General features: G+C 47.3%; 15 protein-coding genes and 4 pseudogenes. 10 read left to right on the plus strand and 9 right to left on the minus strand.

From position 1 onward, the window contains the following. Nucleotides 1-1,511 (minus strand): annotated as a pseudogene (locus A7Z29_RS23775) (DUF1737 domain-containing protein); the annotation flags it as partial. Nucleotides 1,512-1,842: 331 nt separating this feature from the next. On the opposite strand from A7Z29_RS23775, the gene iraM reads away from it, so the two are divergent. Together iraM and A7Z29_RS14090 are read left to right on the plus strand one after the other, a co-directional pair. After that, a complete protein-coding gene (iraM, locus tag A7Z29_RS14085) occupies nucleotides 1,843-2,169 on the plus strand; it encodes an anti-adapter protein IraM (protein WP_105290391.1) in 327 nt (108 codons plus the stop codon). 483 nt (nucleotides 2,170-2,652) lie between these two features. Beyond that, nucleotides 2,653-3,612: a lipid A deacylase LpxR family protein gene (locus tag A7Z29_RS14090; RefSeq protein WP_105290415.1), complete on the plus strand. Its 960-nt coding sequence runs from the start codon at nucleotides 2,653-2,655 to the stop codon at nucleotides 3,610-3,612. Between the two features lie 502 nt (nucleotides 3,613-4,114). Here A7Z29_RS14090 and A7Z29_RS14100 read toward each other — a convergent pair. Together A7Z29_RS14100 and A7Z29_RS14105 are read right to left on the minus strand one after the other, a co-directional pair. After that, nucleotides 4,115-4,331, minus strand: a pseudogene (locus tag A7Z29_RS14100) (TrmB family transcriptional regulator). 172 nt (nucleotides 4,332-4,503) lie between these two features. Then, nucleotides 4,504-5,214: pseudogene (locus A7Z29_RS14105) on the minus strand (hypothetical protein). Here A7Z29_RS14105 and A7Z29_RS23500 point away from each other — a divergent pair. After that, nucleotides 5,167-6,142: pseudogene (locus tag A7Z29_RS23500) on the plus strand (tyrosine-type recombinase/integrase); the annotation flags it as partial. The pseudogenes A7Z29_RS14105 and A7Z29_RS23500 sit on opposite strands and share 48 nt — an antisense overlap. Nucleotides 6,143-6,187: 45 nt before the next feature. Here the strand turns inward: A7Z29_RS23500 and ompW are convergent. Beyond that, the gene (gene ompW / locus A7Z29_RS14115) at nucleotides 6,188-6,826 is read right to left on the minus strand and encodes an outer membrane protein OmpW (protein WP_000737249.1); all 639 of its coding nucleotides are present in this window, start codon (nucleotides 6,824-6,826) and stop codon (nucleotides 6,188-6,190) included. A gap of 354 nt (nucleotides 6,827-7,180) precedes the next feature. On the opposite strand from ompW, the gene A7Z29_RS14120 reads away from it, so the two are divergent. The 3 genes from A7Z29_RS14120 (at nucleotide 7,181) to yciA (ending at nucleotide 8,996) form a co-directional block, all read left to right on the plus strand. Beyond that, a complete protein-coding gene (locus A7Z29_RS14120) occupies nucleotides 7,181-7,924 on the plus strand; it encodes a YciC family protein (protein WP_000028528.1) in 744 nt (247 codons plus the stop codon). A gap of 29 nt (nucleotides 7,925-7,953) precedes the next feature. Next, a complete protein-coding gene (locus A7Z29_RS14125; RefSeq protein WP_000808667.1) occupies nucleotides 7,954-8,493 on the plus strand; it encodes a septation protein A in 540 nt (179 codons plus the stop codon). 104 nt (nucleotides 8,494-8,597) lie between these two features. Continuing rightward, nucleotides 8,598-8,996, plus strand: coding sequence for an acyl-CoA thioester hydrolase YciA (yciA, locus tag A7Z29_RS14130; RefSeq protein WP_000108165.1), 399 nt, complete (start codon nucleotides 8,598-8,600; stop codon nucleotides 8,994-8,996). A gap of 39 nt (nucleotides 8,997-9,035) precedes the next feature. On the opposite strand, the gene tonB is transcribed toward yciA, so the two are convergent. Further along, nucleotides 9,036-9,755: a TonB system transport protein TonB gene (tonB, locus tag A7Z29_RS14135; protein ID WP_105290416.1), complete on the minus strand. Its 720-nt coding sequence runs from the start codon at nucleotides 9,753-9,755 to the stop codon at nucleotides 9,036-9,038. A 223-nt stretch (nucleotides 9,756-9,978) separates the two neighbouring features. Here tonB and A7Z29_RS14140 point away from each other — a divergent pair, with 223 nt between their 5' ends. After that, nucleotides 9,979-10,275 (plus strand): YciI family protein, encoded by a 297-nt coding sequence (locus A7Z29_RS14140; RefSeq protein ID WP_000967595.1) that lies wholly within the window; start codon nucleotides 9,979-9,981, stop codon nucleotides 10,273-10,275. 300 nt (nucleotides 10,276-10,575) lie between these two features. After that, nucleotides 10,576-11,823 carry a voltage-gated potassium channel protein gene (gene kch / locus A7Z29_RS14145; protein WP_105290393.1) on the plus strand — a complete coding sequence of 416 codons (1,248 nt, stop codon included), beginning with the start codon at nucleotides 10,576-10,578 and terminating at the stop codon, nucleotides 11,821-11,823. Nucleotides 11,824-11,876: 53 nt separating this feature from the next. Here kch and A7Z29_RS23270 read toward each other — a convergent pair whose 3' ends face one another. Continuing rightward, a complete protein-coding gene (locus A7Z29_RS23270; RefSeq protein WP_001309467.1) occupies nucleotides 11,877-12,050 on the minus strand; it encodes a YciY family protein in 174 nt (57 codons plus the stop codon). A gap of 142 nt (nucleotides 12,051-12,192) precedes the next feature. Here A7Z29_RS23270 and cls point away from each other — a divergent pair, with 142 nt between their 5' ends. Together cls and A7Z29_RS14160 are read left to right on the plus strand one after the other, a co-directional pair. Then, nucleotides 12,193-13,653: a cardiolipin synthase gene (gene cls, locus A7Z29_RS14155; protein ID WP_000214525.1), complete on the plus strand. Its 1,461-nt coding sequence runs from the start codon at nucleotides 12,193-12,195 to the stop codon at nucleotides 13,651-13,653. A gap of 34 nt (nucleotides 13,654-13,687) precedes the next feature. After that, nucleotides 13,688-14,017, plus strand: coding sequence for an HI1450 family dsDNA-mimic protein (locus A7Z29_RS14160; RefSeq protein ID WP_000366958.1), 330 nt, complete (start codon nucleotides 13,688-13,690; stop codon nucleotides 14,015-14,017). A gap of 51 nt (nucleotides 14,018-14,068) precedes the next feature. Here the strand turns inward: A7Z29_RS14160 and oppF are convergent, their stop codons facing one another. From oppF to oppC, 3 genes are read right to left on the minus strand one after another with little or no spacing between them, the layout of a single operon-like run. Beyond that, on the minus strand, nucleotides 14,069-15,073 hold the full coding sequence (gene oppF / locus A7Z29_RS14165; protein WP_000994883.1) for a murein tripeptide/oligopeptide ABC transporter ATP-binding protein OppF: 1,005 nt from the start codon (nucleotides 15,071-15,073) through the stop codon (nucleotides 14,069-14,071). Beyond that, the gene (gene oppD / locus A7Z29_RS14170; RefSeq protein ID WP_000110959.1) at nucleotides 15,070-16,083 is read right to left on the minus strand and encodes a murein tripeptide/oligopeptide ABC transporter ATP-binding protein OppD; all 1,014 of its coding nucleotides are present in this window, start codon (nucleotides 16,081-16,083) and stop codon (nucleotides 15,070-15,072) included. The genes oppF and oppD overlap by 4 nt, the downstream gene beginning before the upstream one ends. Before the next feature lie 11 nt (nucleotides 16,084-16,094). Continuing rightward, nucleotides 16,095-17,003: an oligopeptide ABC transporter permease OppC gene (gene oppC / locus A7Z29_RS14175; protein WP_000979659.1), complete on the minus strand. Its 909-nt coding sequence runs from the start codon at nucleotides 17,001-17,003 to the stop codon at nucleotides 16,095-16,097. Nucleotide 17,004 lies beyond the last annotated feature (1 nt).

A 17,004-nucleotide genomic window follows, 5' to 3' on the forward strand; every position in this document is an offset into this window, starting at 1 on the left:
GCGCCATCAAGTTTAAAACGACAGCTGACAAGGCCACCTTTTTCCAGCAGGTCGGCACCATTACCGGCATCATGCTGTACAGCCCATGACCTCCCGGTCTGTTTGGTCAGTTTCAGTGCCTTACCTTCACTGCCACCGGCATCATCAACAATAATGGCACTCCCACCGGCAGCCGCCCAGCCCTGTGACTTCAGTGCTCCGCCTGACTCCGATGCCCGGTAAGAAAGCAGCGTCGTCATTGATTTCCCGTCCGTTGACGGTGTTGATGGCGTGTCAGGGGATGGCTTTTCATCCGGTGGCACGGCCTGTCCGCCCATAACTTCAGCCGTGCGTCCCGCATGGAGCAGAATGGCTGAGGCCAGACGGTCAGAAATGATGCCCCTGCGTGCCCATGAGCTGAAATGGCTGTCACGCTGTGTGGAGACAAACAGCCCTGGGTACGGAATGCCGCACCGTAATACCCGACAGCCACAATATCCGGGTCTTCCGCCGGAGCATTCGTTGGCGTGTTCTGTCCATTCTCATCCGTCAGGAACGGCACAAAGAAAATATTCTGTGCGGTCAGATTTTTATATGCGCCATAGACTGTTTCATACTGCGTGGCATACGTGTTTTTCCAGTAATACGTGGTATCACCACAAATCCACGGCACCGTGGCAGCATTTCCACTTACGCACTGCGCAGCAAGCGAAGACAGGTCGGTTCTGAACTGCTGAACCATGGCTGTGAATAAACCATTATGCTGCTGGCTTCCTGAAGCAAGGTCTGCCTCTCCCTGCATCCATACCACGGCCAGTAATCTGTTTTTCGGGTTCGTCGCCAGCGCCGCTCTGGTGCGACTTACCAGGTCCTGATACAAGGGATTACCGCCCCCCCCCCCAGCGTAAAGAATCGGCGAAAGTACCGCTGGCCTCACTGAATGAGCCTTCATCCCCGGCGGTGAATGCCGAACCACCACGACAGCAGGGAACCAGAAGTATCCCGGCATTCTGCGGAATGTAAGGCAGCCGTTTTTTGGCAATATGCAGCCCCTGACCGACGCAGCCATACTGCCCTTTGCTCAGGTCAGCTTTCGGATGGTTAAAGCTGCTCATGTCCTGCACATCATGCAGGCAGTGGTCTGCCGGAATGACATCATTATAAGAACAGGCTTCGCCACCCGGCGTTACCGTACTGCGTCGGGCCAGTTGCTTAATGCGCGGCTCAGGGCGGTCAAATGAATCCGGTAACGGAAGCCCTTCACCGTAAGCCATGCCATTGGACTGTCCGGCAAGCGAGAGCACATAGTAAAACTCCGGTTCAGCAGTAACACCCCATGCATTATCATCCCCCGGGCTCACTACCGCTGTGCTGACGTCCCCTTCGGCCGCAATGGCCTGCATCAGTGTATAGGGTGTGATGGCCACAGGGCTTCCAAATGGCTGCCAGCCTTCTTTGATTTTCTGTGTCAGTTGTTCCGCCAGGTCTGAAGGCGACGCCGCCCTGACAACATCATAATGTTTAAATGTCATGGAGCCTCCCCCCCTGTTGTAAGAACAATTCTTATGAACATACTTCTCCCGTTATCCCGTAAATCAATGCGCAAAAAATAAAATTTTCACAATGTAAAATATTGTTTCAATTCAACTACTGGTTTTATAAAAACGCTGAAATGCAGCCGGCCTGTCAGTATTCCGACTCACAGGAATAAGGAAACCGAAATAATTCGAATCAAAATGACACAAAAACACAACACCCTAAAAATACAAATAAAACGATCTTTTTCAATGAGTTACAGAAAGTCTGGCTATACTTTGTCTGTAAAAACATCAAAGGCGATGTGTACCAAGAAGGTTGAAAAAGATGGAATGGATAGTTATTGACACAGTGATATGTTCATCAAGCGGAATAACGTTTTCAACTGTATGGTGTAAAATCAAACTGATACTCTGGTATCAGTCGGACGTATTCCTGCCACCGGGAAGTATTTTCACTCCTGTTAACACTGGTGTGATTCTGGACAACAAACTGCTTCCCATAACCATTTATAACGTTACCCCGTTTAACAGAAACTTCTGGTTCATCATCAGAAGCAACAAGGAGTGCCCTGGAAAATCAGTAAAAATAAAAAGCAAATGCCCTAATAACAACTGTATGCTGGAAATATGCCCATACGGCCTGCATAAGTGACGACATATGGATGCATTTCAGATGATGTACCCACCTTGTGGTTCATCCGCATAAAAAAAGCCCCTCCAAAGAGGGGCTGATGGCCGCATTTACTTCCATCATCGGTATGACGCCGGGAGCCTCCCGGTGAATCCTGCAATGACCAGACAGGATACGTAACTTGCCTATGCGATAACGCGACCAAACATATGTCATTATTCCCATCTGCACAGGGGGATTCACCATGCGATTATTATTTGAATAACAGAAACCCAAGGAAGATCAACACTGTGATATTAATAAAACTCAATATTCATATTTTATTATCGAATACAGAAATAAAAACATTTACCACCACCAGATAATAATCACTATTTATTCTTATATGATAAAAAAATACAACATAAAAGATATCTCATTGAAAAACAAAAAGCCATCATGTTAAAAACACAACACATATACGCCCACAAGAAAACACACAATATAAACATTGGAGCAATATTCATGAACAAATACATTACAATACCTGCATTGCTAATAATAAATATCAGCATCCCTACTGCCAATGCTGACAGCATTTCCTTATCATTAGCTAATGATGATGCTGGCTTCTTTCAATCTACGCTCAACAAGATTTATAGCCATAAAGATGAAAAACGCGACGATTATACTCAGGGGCTTTTCATTGGCTATAGCCATAATGTTACAGAGTCAGGTCAGCTATCGTTTCATCTTGCACAAGATATTTATTCGCCATCCGGTACAAATAAAAGGCACCCAATAGCTGTAACCGGGGACAGAGCCTTTAGTGCATATCTTCATACGGGAGTTGAATGGAGCGATGTCATTACAAACTGGTTTCGCTATCGTTTTGGTACGGATTTTGGCGTAGTAGGACCTGATGCCGGTGGACAAAAAGTTCAGAATAAAGCACATACAATTATTCATGCTGAAAAATATCAATCCTGGGATGATCAAATTGAAAATCGCTACGGTTATACAGTTAAAGGCATGGTATCTCTTACACCCAATATTGAATTAATGGGCACAAACATTGGAGTTTACCCTGAACTATCAGCAGTAAGTGGTAACTTGTTTCAGTATATTGGATATGGAGCAACATTTGCCATTGGAAATGATAAAATATTTAACTCAGACAATGGTTTTGGCCTGCTTGCGAACAGGGGATTAATCCACTCATCCGGGAATAGTGGATTAATATACAAAGTATTTGCCGGTATTGAACGACGCGAAGTCGATCGCAACTATACTTTGCAAGGAAAAACACTTCAAACAAGGAGTGAAACTGTTTCGCTAAACAGAACTGTTGATGAATATCGTGTCGGCGCAACAGTAGGTTATTCTCCGGTTGCTTTAACCTTGTCGTTAAATCGTGTATCACCAGAGTTTAAAACGGGTAAAGATTACTCTTACATTAATGGCGCAATCACTTTCATCTTCTGATTGTCAACTCTACCACCGCCCCTTCCATAATTTCATTATGTGACTCTGAGGGTGCTTTCTGGCATATACAGAGATATTACTCAGAGTCAATTTTATCAGGCACACCGTAAAGCCCACCATTCCTGACATCCTCACCCATCTTCGCACTTCATTACTCTAGTGGGGTAGATATCAGGAGAATATTTTTATAAAAGATTATTAAGAATATCGACAACATCGTCAAAAAGACCAGTCCAGAAGAGTTAGTAAGCTTATAAGTATATTTTCAGATGGAACAACTGAATGTATTTTCTAACATATTCCGTCCTCCCCAATAAATTCCAGACTGGCGGCGTTGATAAACTCACAACTGCATATTTTCACAGGTCAAGCATGGGTCATTAAGCCTGTCTCTGATACACCTACTGCTTTTGCGCAAAGCAGTAGAGCTGAGGTTTGCTTATGACCCCAACGCATGAGAATATAGCTGGTAGGTGCTGCTAACACCCACCAGCCCCGCCCATTACCCCAAATTAAAGAGTCTTCTCTGCGTAAGGCATCTATAACAACCGAACTGATAATCTGCGAGAGCCGCCATAACAAGCTGGGTCAGTATAAACCGGCTGCGTTCGCGTGAAAGGTAAGTATTCTGCGCAATTTCCCGACATCGCCGGCTCGGTGGAGCTTAATTCATTAAACACCACTTTGTCAGCTTCAGTCATATCCTGCTGTTTTAGCATGTCTTTTCCCTTTTCCTGTTAACGTGGCACACTAATAAGTCTTGTCTGAAAAGCCAGCAAGATAAAAGCACTATTCACGACCACCAGCGTCTTTACCGTACTACACCAAGCCTACGGGCACAAAAAACCGCTCAATGGCGGGAAGTAAAAATTCTTTGTTACTCAGGAAGTTTTAACGCACTCTGATTTCATTAATTTCAAAGTCATCAATATGCCCTCTATTAAGTATGACGAACTTCATACTCCCGCTCCTGTACGATTTCGATAACACCAGACGCTCATCATAGCGTGCAATAACGTAATACCAGACATTCTCATAGTGGAGCGCCTGATATTCCTGGTTAAACTGGGGTTTGTACCAACCGGCAATAAGAGAGAATGTCCAGAAATAAATCATAAATCCGACCATCATGAATTCAATCCGGTGATGACGAATAAAAGACACTTCCAAAATACATTTGTCTGAGATAAGCCTCCTGCCTGACCTGACAAGAAGTGTGATTATTAAAACTGTAATAACACATAAAGCCAGTGCATCTGACGCAAGGTGCTGATGAATTACCGAAAACTCCAAAACAGGCGGAACAAAAAGCAGCAATATTGCCAGAAAAAGCCTGATAAAACTCAAATTCTGTATATTATTTTTTTGTTTTATGCCTAAAAAGAAAACAATACCAACTCCCCATCCAACAAGAAATATAACGATAACTGTAACAGCATAAAACAAACTGCGGGCCACATCATCAACGCCAGCCCCAACAACTCACCATGGAAATCCATAGTAAAAGGAAGTACCCCATCCATAGAAATAAGCACTTCCCCACCCAAGACACAGGCAGAAGCTATTGCAGCAGGAGCGAACAGCCGTCTTGCCAGGCAACAAATGGAACAAATGCTCAGCCTGCAGGAGAAAATTATTAATGATACCGGTGGTTCATCAACCGTTTCCGTTTTTCTGAATAGTTACAGAAAAATTCAACAGGAAAGATATGAAAACGGAGAGATCACTCAACACACTGAAACAGAAAGTGCCCCCACTCAGGGTATTTGATGAACGTTTTGGCACCAGACCATTAGATGCCATAACCGTAAAAGATGTGGTATCGGTGCTGGAAGATTACAAGGCAAAAGGACATAACAGAATGGGACAAATTTTCAGGAAAGTACTGATGGAGACTCAGCAAATTGGCGATGTCCCGCCAGGCTTTAACCCTGCAGAATCGGCAAAAAAACCACAGGTACGGATATCAAGGCAACGACTGACCTTTGATGAGTGGATGATGATCTATAATGCAGCGGAAAAGGATGGTTACTTTTTACAACGCGGTATGCAACTGGCTCTGATGACGGAGCAGCATCTTTCCGATATTTGCAAAATGCAGTTTTCGGATATCAGAGATGGCTACCTCCATGTCGAGCAACAAAAAACAGGAGCCCGGATCGCCATCCCTCTTGCCCTGCGTTGCGACAAATTAAGTCTTACTCTGGGTGATGTGGTGTCATCCTGTCGTGACTGCGTTCTAAGTCCGTGGTTATTACATCATCATCACGCTAAAGGGACAGGTAAACATGGCGGGATGGTTAAGCCAGCAACGTTAACAATTGCATTTAAAAAAGCCAGGGATTCTGTGGATTACAACTGCCATGCTAATGGCACCCCACCCTCTTTCCATGAGCAGAGATCTCTATCAGAACGATTGTTCAGAGAACAGGGAATTGATACCAAAATTTTGCTGGACCATTCGAATCAAAAAATGACCGATATTTACAACAACGCACGCGGTAAGGAATGGAAAAAACTGGTCATTTGATGACCAGTTTTGCAGAGGAGTTTTGCAGAGGTTTTGCAGAGAAAATTAAAAACGATATCCTGCTGAGAACATAAACACCCACGGATCGAGGCGTACACTGTCGTGTTGCTGTGCACCGCCCAGTTTATAATTTGCGGTAGTATCGATATCCATGTACCAGACTGACATGTTAACCAACCAGTCACGGTTAATCAGATAATCCACCCCAACCTGCCCGGCAGCGCCCCAGGAATCTTTCAGACTGAGATCGGAAAGCCCGGCCTCTTTGCCATGATCGTTAAATCCATTATCAAAGAACGTGGTGTAGTTAATACCGGCACCAACGTAAGGACGGAATTTGCTGCTGGCATCACCAAAATACCACTGCGCCATCAGTGTTGGCGGCAGATGATGGACTGTTGCAATATCACCGGTCGCGCGAGTACCGATTTTATGGCGGAAAGGCGTCGCTGCCAGTAATTCAACACCGATATTGTCAGTCGCCATATACGTAAACGTCAGGCCCAACTGAGTGTTATTAGTCACGCTAAATCCCCCCAGACTTCCTAACGTACCACCAGCGCCTTCTGTCGGACGCACAGTCGCAGAACCTGCACGCATAAAAAACTCGCCTGCTTCATGCGCAAAGGCTGTGCCAGAGAGAAGTGTTGTTACTGCCAAAGCCGCCACTGTTAATTTTTTCATATCCGCTCCGTCGTTATGGTTATAAAAACGTGACAAATATACCTACATTGGGGTAACAAATGATCCTACACAGATCACACTACATCCTCTAAATCACCATTTATTGATCTGGATTAATTTAGAAGTTGCATCACAAATCCTGGTTAATGTGATTTAAATCAATTTTCGAATATTTACGCTGCGCAAATATTAACGCGCTCGCCACTTGCTCCCGTCTGCACACATAAATGCCAACAATTACCTCCGCTTTACAAAGATATGCTTTTCCATACATGACCTGATGCTGCCACTGAGAGGCTAACCAGGGTACAATTGCCCGCTAATTAACACCTGCATAAAACTCAAGGAGAGTGCATGTCTATCACGGCGCAGTCCGTATACCGTGACACCGGAAATTTCTTCCGTAATCAATTTATGACCATTCTGTTGGTATCGTTGCTTTGTGCATTTATCACAGTGGTGTTAGGACATGTTTTCTCACCCAGTGACGCTCAACTTGCGCAGCTCAATGACGGTGTACCCGTTAGTGGCGGCGGTGGGTTGTTCGACCTGGTACAAAATATGTCCCCGGAACAACAGCAGATTTTGCTGCGTGCGTCCGCTGCTTCTACCTTTTCAGGATTAATCGGTAACGCCATTCTTGCGGGCGGCGTATTATTAATGATCCAGCTAGTGTCCGCCGGTCAGCGGGTCAGCGCATTACGGGCAATTGGCGCGAGCGCTCCGGTATTACCGAAGCTATTCTTGCTAATCCTCCTGACAACATTGATTGTGCAAATAGGCATCATGCTGGTGGTCGTTCCTGGTATCATCATGGCCATCCTGCTGGCGTTGGCTCCCGTGATGCTGGTCCAGGATAAAATGGGCGTTTTCGCCTCCATGCGCAGCAGTATGCGGCTGACATGGGCGAATATGCGTCTGGTGGCACCTGCGGTATTGAGCTGGTTACTGGCAAAAACTCTGTTGTTGCTGTTTGCCTCTTCGTTTGCCGCATTAACCCCAGAAATTGGCGCTGTACTGGCGAACACCTTGAGCAACCTGATTTCAGCCGTATTGCTCATCTATTTGTTCCGCCTGTACATGTTGATTCGCCAATAACCCTAAGCATTTGATTACGGAATCGTAAAATGAAGCAGTTTCTTGATTTTCTACCGCTGGTTGTCTTCTTCGCGTTCTATAAGATTTATGACATCTATGCGGCAACTGCGGCGCTGATCGTCGCCACAGCGATTGTGCTTATTTATAGCTGGGTTCGCTTTCGTAAGGTTGAGAAGATGGCTCTGATCACCTTTGTTCTGGTGGTTGTCTTCGGTGGTCTGACGCTATTCTTCCACAATGATGAGTTTATTAAATGGAAGGTCACCGTAATTTACGCACTGTTTGCCGGTGCTCTGTTGGTTAGCCAATGGGTAATGAAAAAGCCGCTGATTCAACGTATGTTGGGTAAAGAGCTTACCCTGCCGCAGCCAGTATGGTCGAAGTTGAATCTGGCCTGGGCAGTCTTTTTTATCCTTTGCGGGCTGGCAAACATCTATATCGCTTTCTGGCTACCACAAAATATTTGGGTCAACTTCAAAGTGTTCGGTCTGACCGCCCTCACCTTAATCTTCACGCTGTTAAGCGGTATCTATATCTACCGCCACATGCCACAGGAAGATAAATCATAACCAGACTGCCAGTCCTTCGGGGCTGGCGCTGTATCTCCTCTGTTCTCCTCAGGAAAATCATAGTAGCATCGCGCCTGTGATTTTCCTTTTTAGTCGGTTTTACCATGTCAACAACACATAACGTCCCCCAGGGCGATCTGGTTTTACGAACTTTAGCCATGCCTGCCGATACCAATGCCAATGGTGACATCTTTGGTGGTTGGTTAATGTCGCAGATGGATATTGGTGGTGCCATTCTGGCAAAAGAAATTGCACACGGTCGCGTAGTAACCGTGCGGGTTGAAGGAATGACTTTCTTGCGGCCGGTTGCGGTCGGCGATGTAGTGTGCTGCTATGCACGCTGTGTCCAAAAAGGGACAACATCTGTCAGTATTAATATTGAAGTGTGGGTGAAAAAGGTGGCGTCTGAACCACTTGGGCAACGCTATAAAGCGACGGAAGCATTATTTAAGTATGTCGCTGTAGATCCTGAAGGAAAGCCTCGCGCCTTACCCGTTGAGTAATAGTCAAAAGCCTCCGGTCGGAGGCTTTTGACTTTTTACTTACTGAATTTCGGTGGTGCCGTTAATTTTAAACAGAATATTTACCACAATTCCACTTCCTGGCTTACCCGGCTCGTAACGCCATCTGCGCATCGCGTTTTTCACTTCGCGCTCAAACATGTTTGCGGGTTTGGCGGAAAGAATTTGTACGTTATCCACGCGACCATCCGGTGTAACGTCAAATTTAACTTTAACCTGCCCTTCAATGCGCAATGCCTGCGCACGCGCTGGATACTGCGGCTGATTGCGGCTTAATGCGCGTGGTCCTGAAGCCACACTAGTGACTGGTTTGCTGGTTGCAGCCGTTGCCGTGCTGGTGGTCGGGCGCGCTGGTGCCGTATTTTCAAACGGTGATGCCGGACGCGACTCCGCTGGTTTAACATCGCGCTTTGGCTGTTCCTGCACCTTTTTCACTGGCTTAGGTTTTGGCTTAGGTTTTGGCTTCGGCTTTTCAATGACCACCGGCGCTTCTTTTGGCGGTTCAGGTATCGGCTCAGGTTCCGGCTCTGGCTCTACCACCGGCTTCGGCGGCGGCTGAACGGCTTGTGGCGGTTCGAGATCCGCTGGCGCAACCATGGTGACAGAAATCGGCTGCGCGGGCGCAGGTAGTTCAATAACCTGATGTACCGAGGTATAGAGTAGACCCGCCACGACAGCACCGTGAATGCAGACTGAAAGTAACGTCGGCCAGGGGAAGCGGCGAGGTAAATCAAGGGTCATTGAAGTCATAATCATTTCAGTAGAAAAACCAGGCCTCAATTTTAAATGCAAATAGCAATCATATTCAATAACACAAAACGATCAGGATCAGTGAAAACGCAATTTTTGGCGTAATTGGCCTGACTTTATCCAGACTCTTAACAAAGACATCATCTTTCCGTTGCAGATCTTCGCCCTTTCAAATAACGTACTTTACAACTTTTCCGAACAAGGAGTTGTGCCCGTGTTGTATGTAATTTACGCTCAAGACAAAGCCGATAGTCTCGAAAAACGTCTTTCCGTTCGTCCGGCACATTTAGCGCGTTTGCAGTTACTGCATGATGAAGGTCGTTTGCTGACTGCGGGACCAATGCCAGCAGTTGATAGCAATGATCCGGGTGCCGCAGGTTTTACAGGTTCGACGGTGATTGCTGAATTTGAATCTCTGGAAGCAGCGCAAGCATGGGCTGATGCCGATCCTTACGTGGCGGCTGGAGTGTATGAACACGTTTCAGTCAAGCCCTTTAAGAAAGTGTTCTGAATAGAGGCTCAACATCTTAGAACACGGTTTTAGCAACCGTGTTCTTGTTTGGCCTTTCCTTGTAGGTATGCCATCGCAGCCGCTATGACAAACAGATAATAACTTTATCTGTATTTCTTTATACGATGTCAGCATATTCAGGAAAAATGCCCCTCCCTGACAAGGTATTGCTCAATCAAATCCTTTGATTACTGCGGATAAAGTCATCTACTATTGTTTAACATATTCACGCGTCGCATGTATGCTCACATTATGTACGCGTAGAGATAATTAAACAAAATTGTGGTTACAGAGGTATCAGTGAGTCACTGGGCTACATTCAAGCAAACAGCAGCAAATTTATGGGTGACCCTGCGGCACGATATTATCGCGCTAGCCGTCTTTTTAAATGGATTGCTTATTTTTAAAACAATCTATGGTATGTCGGTCAATCTGCTCGATATTTTCCATATCCAGGCATTTTCGGAACTTGATCTCTCCTTGCTGGCCAATGCGCCGCTGTTTATGCTCGGCGTCTTTCTTGTTCTGAATTCGATCGGCTTGTTATTTCGAGCAAAACTGGCATGGGCAATCAGTATTATTTTGTTGTTGATTACGCTGATCTACACCTTGCATTTTTATCCCTGGCTGAAATTTAGTATTGGTTTTTGCATCTTTACGCTGGTGATTCTGCTGGTGCTGCGCAAAGACTTCTCACACAGTAGTGCCGCCGCCGGGACAATTTTTGCTTTTATTAGTTTTACGACGTTACTGTTTTACTCCACCTACGGCGCTCTGTATTTAAGTGAGGGTTTCAATCCGCGAATAGAGAGCCTGATGACTGCTTTCTATTTTTCGATAGAAACTATGTCAACCGTGGGCTATGGCGATATCGTTCCCGTGTCTGAATCGGCACGCCTGTTTACTATTTCAGTCATTATTTCCGGCATTACCGTTTTCGCCACCTCCATGACCTCTATTTTTGGTCCTCTTATCCGAGGAGGATTCAATAAACTTGTGAAAGGAAACAAGCATACGATGAATCGTAAAGATCACTTTATTGTTTGCGGTCACTCCATTCTGGCAATCAACACGATTCTGCAACTGAATCAACGCGGACAAAACGTGACTGTTATCAGCAATTTGCCAGAAGATGACATCAAACAACTTGAGCAACGATTAGGCGACAATGCTGATGTTATTCCCGGTGACAGCAATGACAGTTCGGTATTAAAAAAAGCGGGAATCGATCACTGTCGGGCTATTCTGGCGCTCAGTGATAACGATGCAGATAACGCTTTTGTCGTCCTGTCAGCCAAAGATATGAGCAAAGATGTCAAAACGGTGCTGGCCGTCAGCGATAGCAAAAACCTGAATAAAATTAAAATGGTACATCCGGACATCATTCTTTCGCCGCAGCTTTTTGGCAGCGAAATTCTGGCGCGGGTTTTAAATGGTGAAGAGATTAATAATGATATGCTCGTCTCAATGTTGCTGAACTCCGGGCATGGTATTTTCAGCGATGACGATGAAACGAAAACTGACAGTAATGAATCGGCGCAAAAATAGATTTAAAAGGCTGAAGGTAAACTTGCTGGGCACCGCAATGGTGCCCGGAACATTCAGATATTGTAGATCGCAAACAATAACGAGTTACGCTGTTTGTTTAGAATGCACTTCCTGATGCTGTGGATACGCATATTTCGGCGAGACTGCCCCTCAAGCCAACGCGATTTACGCCGGCTAGCCTGACGCTGCATACGCCAGCGTCCCACTTCCGTTCTACTCCGCTTCATGTTAACTACTCTATGCAATAACAGAATGGTCATTATACCCTCGCCCCCGACGCTGACTAGTGCTTTTCCCGCGTTTTTATTTGCCAGATGAATCCATATGCGTAAACTCATAACAATGCGCTTTCAAAAGGATTTCTAATCTATGACAACCGTTTATACGTTGGTGAGTTGGTTGGCCATTCTGGGATACTGGTTGCTCATTGCAGGCGTAACATTACGCATTCTAATGAAACGACGTGCAGTTCCCTCCGCCATGGCCTGGCTGTTAATCATTTATATTCTGCCTCTGGTCGGAATTATTGCCTATCTTGCAGTCGGCGAACTCCACTTAGGTAAACGCCGTGCCGAACGCGCCAGAGCGATGTGGCCTTCTACCGCTAAATGGCTTAACGATCTTAAAGCCTGTAAACATATCTTCGCAGAAGAAAACAGCAGTGTCGCCGGCCCGTTATTCAAGCTTTGCGAGCGTCGTCAGGGGATCGCCGGGGTCAAAGGAAATCAGCTACAACTGATGACCGAGTCTGATGATGTGATGCAGGCGTTAATCCGCGACATCCAGCTCGCCCGGCATAATATTGAGATGGTGTTTTATATCTGGCAACCCGGCGGTATGGCGGATCAGGTGGCTGAGTCACTGATGGCTGCAGCCCGACGCGGTATTCATTGCCGACTGATGCTCGATTCCGCCGGTAGCGTCGCGTTCTTCCGCAGTCCGTGGCCAGAACTGATGCGTAATGCCGGTATCGAAGTGGTCGAGTCCCTAAAAGTTAATCTGATGCGCGTATTTTTACGCCGTATGGATCTGCGCCAGCACCGCAAGATGATCATGATCGATAACTACATTGCCTATACCGGCAGTATGAATATGGTCGATCCGCGCTTCTTCAAACAGGATGCAGGTGTAGGACAATGGATTGACCTGATGGCGCGTATGGAAGGCCCCATCGCCACCGCGATGGGGATTATTTATTCCTGCGACTGGGAGATTGAAACCGGGAAACGTATTCTGCCGCCGCCACCAGATGTCAATATTATGCCATTTGAGCAGGCCAGCGGTCATACGATCCATACCATTGCTTCTGGCCCCGGCTTCCCGGAAGACCTGATTCACCAGGCATTACTGACTGCGGCTTATTCGGCGCGTGAATATTTGATCATGACGACGCCCTACTTCGTGCCCAGCGATGATTTGCTTCACGCAATTTGCACGGCAGCGCAACGTGGTGTTGATGTCAGTATTATCCTGCCACGTAAAAATGACTCAATGCTGGTTGGCTGGGCCAGCCGCGCGTTCTTTACTGAGCTGCTGGCCGCTGGGGTTAAAATTTATCAGTTTGAAGGCGGATTGCTGCATACCAAGAGCGTGCTGGTCGATGGCGAGTTAAGTCTGGTGGGCACCGTTAACCTCGATATGCGTAGTCTTTGGCTGAACTTTGAAATCACGCTGGCGATCGACGATAAAGGTTTTGGTGCTGACCTGGCCGCCGTTCAGGACGATTATATTTCGCGCTCACGTTTACTTGATGCGCGGTTGTGGGCGAAACGACCACTCTGGCAACGCGTTGCCGAGCGACTGTTTTACTTCTTCAGCCCGTTGCTGTAAAACGTGGCCAACAGATGTTAAACGGGTAGTGACTATGGATATGGATTTAAACAATCGCCTGACCGAAGATGAAACACTTGAACAGGCCTATGATATTTTTCTCGAACTGGCCGCAGATAATCTCGATCCGGCTGATGTTCTGCTGTTCAATCTTCAGTTTGAAGAGCGCGGCGGCGCGGAGTTATTCGACCCGGCGGAAGACTGGCAGGAACATGTTGATTTCGATTTGAACCCGGACTTTTTTGCCGAAGTGGTGATTGGTCTGGCGGACAGTGAAGATGGCGAAATTAACGATATTTTCGCCCGCATTCTGTTATGTCGCGAAAAAGATCACAAACTTTGCCATATTATCTGGCGAGAATAAATAATCGCTTTTGGCGTGATAAAGGGCTGACAGTTGTCAGCCCTTTTTGTTTTAAAGCGGATCGACTTTCAGGCAAGAAACGGCATGTCTGAAACTCCCCTCCAGCACAGGTCGCGTTTTGGCACACTCAGGACCGGCAATCGGGCAGCGGGTACGGAAAACACAACCAGAAGGCGGGTTAATCGGCGACGGTAATTCCCCTTCCAGTAACTGAATAGATTTATTCTTTTCCAGATCCGGGTCAGGAATGGGCACTGCCGACATCAATGCTTTGGTATAAGGATGCAGCGGATTATGGTAGACCTCATCATACGTCCCCAGTTCTACCGCATGTCCGAGATACATCACCAGCACGCGATCGGAAATGTGTTTTACCACGGCCAGATCGTGGGCGATAAAGATTAATGACAATCCCATCTCACGCTGCAATTGCTGGAGCAGGTTGACTACCTGCGCCTGAATTGACACATCCAGCGCCGACACCGGCTCATCGCAGATAATCAGCTTCGGTTCAAGAATAAGTGCACGAGCAATCCCGATACGCTGACACTGCCCGCCGGAGAACTCATGCGGATAACGGTTAATCAGATTGGGTAGCAAGCCGACTTTCATCATCATCGCCTTCACGCGCTCACGAACTTCCTGGCGTGACATTTTCGGATGGTAGGTGCGCAGCGGTTCAGCGATGATCTCACCGATGGTCATACGCGGGTTCAGCGATGCCAGCGGATCCTGAAAAATCATCTGGATATCACTACGAACGGCACGCCATTCATCGGGCTTCATTCCCAACAACTCTTTGCCTAACCAGGCAACACGACCGTCAGTAGCCTTGACCAAACCGATGATGGCACGAGCAAAGGTGGACTTACCGCATCCCGATTCTCCTACCACACCCAATGTTTCCCCTTCATACAAGCGAAGCGTGACACCATCGACCGCTTTCAGTGTTTTTGCGGGTTGCCAGAACCACTGTTTGCCATCTTTGATTTCAAAGTGCACTTTCAGGTCAGCGATTTCGAGGAGGACTTTTCTTCCTTCAGTTACAGCATTCATAACAGTTCCTCCACCGGTTTAAAGCATGCACGCAGACGGCCAGGGGTAAACTCTTCCAGCGGCGGTGCGCTACTACAAATTTCCATCGCATGTGGACAACGTGGCTGGAACGGGCAACCTTTTGGTAATCGCAGCAGGTTTGGCGGATTACCGGGAATGGTCAACATGGTTTCACCTTCCGCATCGAGACGCGGCACCGCATTGAGCAAACCGATAGAATAAGGATGAACGGGTTGATAAAAGACATCGCGCGCATTGCCATATTCCATCGTGCGCCCGGCGTACATCACCAGAACTTTGTCACAGATCCCCGCCACCACACCCAGATCGTGGGTGATCATAATGATGGCGGTATTAAATTCCCGCTTCAGTTCATTCAATAGCGTCATGATTTGCGCCTGTACGGTCACGTCCAGCGCAGTTGTCGGCTCATCGGCAATCAGCAGTTTAGGCCGACACAGCAACGCCATCGCAATCATGACGCGCTGACGCATCCCACCAGAAAATTCATGCGGGAACATCTTCATGCGTTTACGCGCTTCCGGCATTTTTACCGCATCGAGCATCCGCACTGACTCTTCAAACGCCTCAGCCTTGCTCATGCTTTTATGCAGCATCAGCACTTCCATCAACTGCTCACCAACGCGCATATAAGGGTTTAACGAGGTCATCGGATCCTGAAAAATCATCGAGATTTGTTCAGCGCGCAGTTTATTGAGTTCTCGCTCTGGAAGATTGAGGATTTCTCGCCCATTGAAGGTTGCCGATCCGCCAATACGTCCGTTGGCAGCCAGAAGCCCCATTAAGGCAAACGCGGTTTGCGATTTACCCGAACCAGATTCACCAACGATACCCAGCGTTTCCCCGGCACGCAGGGAAAAATTCAAATCGTTAACCGCCGTGACGTCGCCATCCGGGGTACTAAAGGTGACACGCAAATCTTTCACGTTCAGTAGTGCGTCAGCCTGTTGTTGTGCGAGCGGCACAGTTGCAGTTTCAATTACGCTCATGGCTGCACTCCTTAACGATCTTTCGGGTCGAGGGCATCACGCAAGCCATCGCCGATAAAGTTGAAACAAAACAGCGTCACCACGAGGAATCCCGCAGGGAACAGCAGTAACCACGGAGAGACTTCCATCGAGTTCGCGCCATCGCTCAGCAATGCGCCCCAGCTGCTTAACGGCTCTTGTGTACCCAGCCCCAGGAAGCTTAAAAAGGATTCAAAGAGGATCATGCTGGGCACCAGTAGCGATGCATAGACCACTACAACACCAAGCACATTCGGCACAATGTGGCGAATAACAATACCGGGCGTAGATACACCGCCAACTTGTGCCGCCTCAATAAACTCTTTGCGCTTCAGACTCAGGGTTTGTCCACGCACAATACGCGCCATATCCAGCCAGGAAACCATGCCAATCGCTACAAAAATCAGCAGAATGTTTTGACCGAAAAAGGTCACCAGCAAAATGACGAAGAACATGAATGGGAAGGAGTTGAGGATTTCCAGCAGACGCATCATTACCGAATCCACTTTGCCGCCAAGATAACCAGAAAGCGAACCATAAAGTGTCCCCACAACCACTGCGACCAGTGCCGCAGCAACCCCGACCATGAGTGAGATACGTCCACCAATAGCAACGCGTACCAGCAAGTCGCGGCCAGATGAGTCAGTACCAAAGTAGTGACCGGATTCCATATCCGGGGCGCTGGACATCATCGCCCAGTCGGTATCGTCATAGGCAAACTGCGAAAGCATTGGTGCCAGGATAACAAATAACGCGATCAGTACCAGCACTATCAGACTGGCGACCGCCGCACGGTTATGCATAAAACGTCGACGTGCGTCCTGCCACAAGCTGCGCCCTTCGACCTCCAGCTTCTCACTGAAATTTTCCAGCGTCTCGCTGTTTTTCTTACTTAACATCATC

The organism is Escherichia sp. MOD1-EC6842, from assembly GCF_002965705.1.
GTDB classification, from domain to species: domain Bacteria; phylum Pseudomonadota; class Gammaproteobacteria; order Enterobacterales; family Enterobacteriaceae; genus Escherichia; species Escherichia ruysiae.

Bases quoted from the DNA above. Each gene is read 5' to 3' on its own strand.
- cls (WP_000214525.1), top strand. From the start codon at position 12,193: ATGACAACCGTTTATACGTTGGTGAGTTGGTTGGCCATTCTGGGATAC.
- oppF (WP_000994883.1), bottom strand. From the start codon at position 15,073: ATGAATGCTGTAACTGAAGGAAGAAAAGTCCTCCTCGAAATCGCTGAC.
- A7Z29_RS14090 (WP_105290415.1), top strand. From the start codon at position 2,653: ATGAACAAATACATTACAATACCTGCATTGCTAATAATAAATATCAGC.
- oppC (WP_000979659.1), bottom strand. From the start codon at position 17,003: ATGATGTTAAGTAAGAAAAACAGCGAGACGCTGGAAAATTTCAGTGAG.
- A7Z29_RS14160 (WP_000366958.1), top strand. From the start codon at position 13,688: ATGGATATGGATTTAAACAATCGCCTGACCGAAGATGAAACACTTGAA.
- A7Z29_RS14120 (WP_000028528.1), top strand. From the start codon at position 7,181: ATGTCTATCACGGCGCAGTCCGTATACCGTGACACCGGAAATTTCTTC.
- iraM (WP_105290391.1), top strand. From the start codon at position 1,843: ATGGAATGGATAGTTATTGACACAGTGATATGTTCATCAAGCGGAATA.
- yciA (WP_000108165.1), top strand. From the start codon at position 8,598: ATGTCAACAACACATAACGTCCCCCAGGGCGATCTGGTTTTACGAACT.
- ompW (WP_000737249.1), bottom strand. From the start codon at position 6,826: ATGAAAAAATTAACAGTGGCGGCTTTGGCAGTAACAACACTTCTCTCT.
- oppD (WP_000110959.1), bottom strand. From the start codon at position 16,083: ATGAGCGTAATTGAAACTGCAACTGTGCCGCTCGCACAACAACAGGCT.
- tonB (WP_105290416.1), bottom strand. From the start codon at position 9,755: ATGACCCTTGATTTACCTCGCCGCTTCCCCTGGCCGACGTTACTTTCA.
- A7Z29_RS23270 (WP_001309467.1), bottom strand. From the start codon at position 12,050: ATGAAGCGGAGTAGAACGGAAGTGGGACGCTGGCGTATGCAGCGTCAG.
- A7Z29_RS14125 (WP_000808667.1), top strand. From the start codon at position 7,954: ATGAAGCAGTTTCTTGATTTTCTACCGCTGGTTGTCTTCTTCGCGTTC.